The organism is Actinophytocola sp., assembly GCF_045807065.1.
In the GTDB taxonomy this organism is placed as follows: Bacteria; Actinomycetota; Actinomycetes; order Mycobacteriales; family Pseudonocardiaceae; genus Actinophytocola.
The window spans coordinates 1-3,636 of the sequence record NZ_JBJMIE010000063.1; the positions used below are offsets into that span (position 1 = coordinate 1).

The 3,636-nt window shown below is 67.8% G+C and carries 3 protein-coding genes; 2 read left to right on the plus strand and 1 reads right to left on the minus strand.

Going from position 1 to position 3,636, the window contains the following annotated elements:
- A partial coding sequence (locus ACJ73U_RS03550; protein WP_407776049.1) for a ParB N-terminal domain-containing protein occupies positions 1-887 on the plus strand: 887 nt, incomplete at its 5' end.
- 38 nt (positions 888-925) lie between these two features.
- On the opposite strand, the gene ACJ73U_RS03555 is transcribed toward ACJ73U_RS03550, so the two are convergent.
- Positions 926-2,092, minus strand: a complete 1,167-nt coding sequence (locus ACJ73U_RS03555) for a cytochrome P450 (protein WP_407776051.1) — start codon at positions 2,090-2,092, stop codon at positions 926-928.
- A 180-nt stretch (positions 2,093-2,272) separates the two neighbouring features.
- Between ACJ73U_RS03555 and ACJ73U_RS03560 the strand changes: the two genes are divergently transcribed.
- Complete coding sequence (locus ACJ73U_RS03560; RefSeq protein ID WP_407776050.1) at positions 2,273-3,346, plus strand: glycine amidinotransferase; 1,074 nt, start codon at positions 2,273-2,275, stop codon at positions 3,344-3,346.
- The last annotated feature ends 290 nt before the right edge of the window (positions 3,347-3,636 follow it).

Genomic DNA, 3,636 nt, shown 5'->3' on the forward strand with positions numbered 1-3,636 from the left:
GCGTGCAGCCGGTGCGGAAGGTACCGATCTCTGTGCTGCTGTTGTCGGACTCGCCCCGGCTCGCCGGTGTCGACGAGGCGCATGCTCAAGCACTCGCCGCGGCGGACGGGGTCCTGCCGCGCATCATCGTGCACTCCCCGACGATGCGGGTCATCGACGGGGCCCACCGTGTGCGTGCGGCTGTCCTACGCGGCGAGGACACGATCGAGGCATGCCTGGTCGACGGCACCGACGGCGAGGCATTCCTCCTCGCCGTGCACGCCAACACCAGCCACGGCCTGCCGTTGTCGCTCGCCGACCGGAAGGCGGCGGCCGCCAGGATCGTGCGTGACTATCCACAGTGGTCGAACCGACGCGTCGCGGTGATCGCCGGGATCTCCGACAAGACGGTCGGTGCCCTGCGGACCCGCACCGCGGCGGATGAGGTTTCGGCGCGGCTAGGCCGGGACGGCCGGTTGCGCCCGGTCGACCCGGAAGCCGGTCGCAGGCGGGTGGCCGAGCTGCTCCGGGACAGTCCGGCCGCCTCGCTGCGGGAGATCGCGCGCAGGTCCGGGGTGTCCCCGGAAACCGTCCGGAAGGTGCGCAACCAGTTGCGGCACGAGGACAGGACGGTCACCGGGAACGCGACCGGGCAACGCGACGAGCACGACCCGGCCATCGACAGCAAGATCCGCAGCCTTCGCCAGGACCCGGTCCTGCGGTATTCCGAACGGGGGAGGTTGTTGTTGCGGCTGCTGGATGTCCACCTGCTGGACCCGGAGGACCGGCGCTGGCTCGTCGACAGCGTCCCGCCGCACTCCGTGGGCATGATGATCGACGTCGCCAGGGCCTGTATGTCGTCGTGGCGGGAGTTCGCGACGCAGTTGGAGAGCAAGGACACCGGGTGACGGGTGTTCAATCGCGGACATTCCGGCGTTGGACGGTGTCACCGCCGGACGGCATCGAAGTGGACGGTCAGCCGGTCCGGACCACGCAGGTTCAGATGTGGCCGGTAGCTCACCTCGGCGAGGGACGCACCGTGTACGCGCGTGGCGAACTGCCGGAACACGACCGCGGCCTCCAGCCTGCCGAGCGCGGCACCGAGGCAGAAGTGCGGCCCACCGGAGAACGCCAGGTGCGCCTGACCGGGCCGGTCGATGACGAACCGGTCCGGCTCGAGGTGCACTGACGGATCCCGCCCCGCCGCCGCCAGCAGGATCGTCACCCTTGTCCCCGCCGGGATCACGATGTCACCGAACGGCGTCTCGACGGTGGCGAGCCGGCTGGTCATCTGCACCGGGGCCGCGAACCGCAGTGCTTCCTCCACCGCGGCGTGCGCGAGACCCGGATCGGCACGCAACCGTGCCAGCTCGTCCGGATGGCCGAGCAACGCGAGGACCCCGTTGCCGATCAGGTTCACCGTGGTCTCGTGTCCGGCGACGAGCAGCAGGTTGAGCGTGGCCAGCAGCTCCTCCGTGGTCAGTCGGTCGCCCTGCTCCTCCACGGTGACGAGGTGCGAGAGAAGGTCGTCGCCCGGTCGTCCTCGGCGTTCGGCGACCAGAGCGCGGAAGTAGTCCTCCAGGTTCGTCTCGGCCTCGGCGATCTGTGCCATGGCCCGTCCGTCGGCCAGCACGTACGGGTCCATCGACCGGCTCGCCGACGTCGTCCACTCCCGCAGCGTCGCCGCGTCCTCGGCGGGAACGCCCAGCCACCGGCAGATGGCTGTGATGGGCAGCTGCTGGGCCAGGTCGCCCATGATGTCGATACTGCCCCGCTCTGCCGCCGTGTCGAGCACGTGGTCGACCAGCCCGGTGGCGAACGGTTCGAGGTTCGCGATCGCGCGGGGTGTGAACGCCTTGGCCACCAGCCGCCGCAGCCGGGTGTGGTCCGGGGGATCGAGCACCAGGAACGAAGGCTGCAACCCGGGGCGGTCCGCCGCGACCGTGTACTCCTGGCGCGAGCTCATCGACGGGTCGCGCAGCACACGCCGGCAGTCCTCATAGCGGCCCAGTACCAGGGAACCACCGTCCGCCGTCAGGAACGGTGAGCGTTCCCTCAGCGCGTGCCACAGCGGATACGGGTTCGCCCGTGACCCCGGGCCCAGCAGGTCCATGATGGACACCGGACGATTCGGTGCGGATCCGGTGGTAGGCAAGGGAGATCCTCTCTGGAAGCTATCCGGAGGATATTCGTTTCCGCGGCCCCACGTCGCTGTCCACGCTGACAGTTTGTCGTTGGTGGCGGCCATGGTTGGCTGGTCCGGTCCGAGCCGAACGGGAACGAGGATGGTGGCATGACGCTTCCTGTGGTCAACTCTCACGACGAGTGGAGCCATCTCGAGGAGGTGATCGTCGGCACACCCTTCCATCTGGACTACCACGACGACTCGTCGTTCAAGATGTTCTTCTACGACAACCTCAAGGACGCCAACAGCCGCGGCGTCTTCTACCGTCGCAAACCGGACAACCGCTTCCGCGACGAGTGCTTCGAGGACGCCGAAGGGCTGGTGACCCTGCTGGAGGCGGAAGGGGTGACGGTCCGCCGGCCGCAGTCGCTCGACACGGTGCCCGCGGTCACCACGCCTCACTGGACGGCGCCCATGGGACACGCCCTGATGAGCCGGGACAACTTCCTGATCGTCGGCGACGAGATCATCGAGACCGCGCCCCTGATCCGATCGCGTTACTTCGAGGCGGACCTCTACAAGGAGCTGTTCACCGAGTACTTCGAGCGCGGCGCGCGATGGACCGTGGCACCCCGCTCCCGGCTGCTGGACCGCAACTTCGACTACAGCTACATCGTGCAAGAGGGCTACACCGGGCCGGTTCCGGCGGATCCGTTCTACGAGATCATGTTCGACGGCGCACAGGTCATGCGGCTCGGGACGGACCTGGTGTTCAACGCGGCCACGGAGAACCACCGGATGGGTGCGCGCTGGCTGAGCAGGCACATCGGCTCGGAGTACACGGTGCACGAGGTATCCGTTGCCGACAACCACATCGACGGGAAGATCCTGCCGCTGCGGCCGGGCACCCTGCTCGTGCGAGAAGGCGTCCCGTTGGACTCGCTGCCGGAGAAGCTCCAGAAATGGGACGTGATCACCTACGAGTGGTTCGACAAACCCGTTGAGTCCGAGCAGGACGGTGTGCCGTTCCTGGCCTCCCAGTCCATCGGCATCAACGTCCTGTCACTCGACGAGGAGCGCGTGGTCGTACAGGACATCCAGCTCCCGTTGATCAGGAGCCTGGAGAAGGCGGGCTTCACACCCATCCCGTGCCGGTGGCGCCACGGCCGCAGCCTGGGCGGCGGGTTCCACTGCATGACGCTCGACATCCGGCGGCGCAGCCAGCCACTGTCCTACCTGTGACGGCACGCGGGCCGCGGCAGGCCTCCGTTCAAGAATCCCTCAAGATCGGTGTTCGACCATGTCGCCGCATGGATCATCGCTGGTCCGGCGGACATGACCGATCGATCAGGCGGGGGGCCTGGGGGCCTGGGACGCTGATCATCACAGGTTGGGGGATTCGTGATTCGAGTAACGATCTACGACAGCAGTCCGATCTTCACCCGCGGCTTGGCCGACCTCATCTCCCGGTGCCCCGAGTTCAAGCTCGTCGAGTCGTTCACCTCGGTGTGCTACGAGCCGTCCTGGCTCAC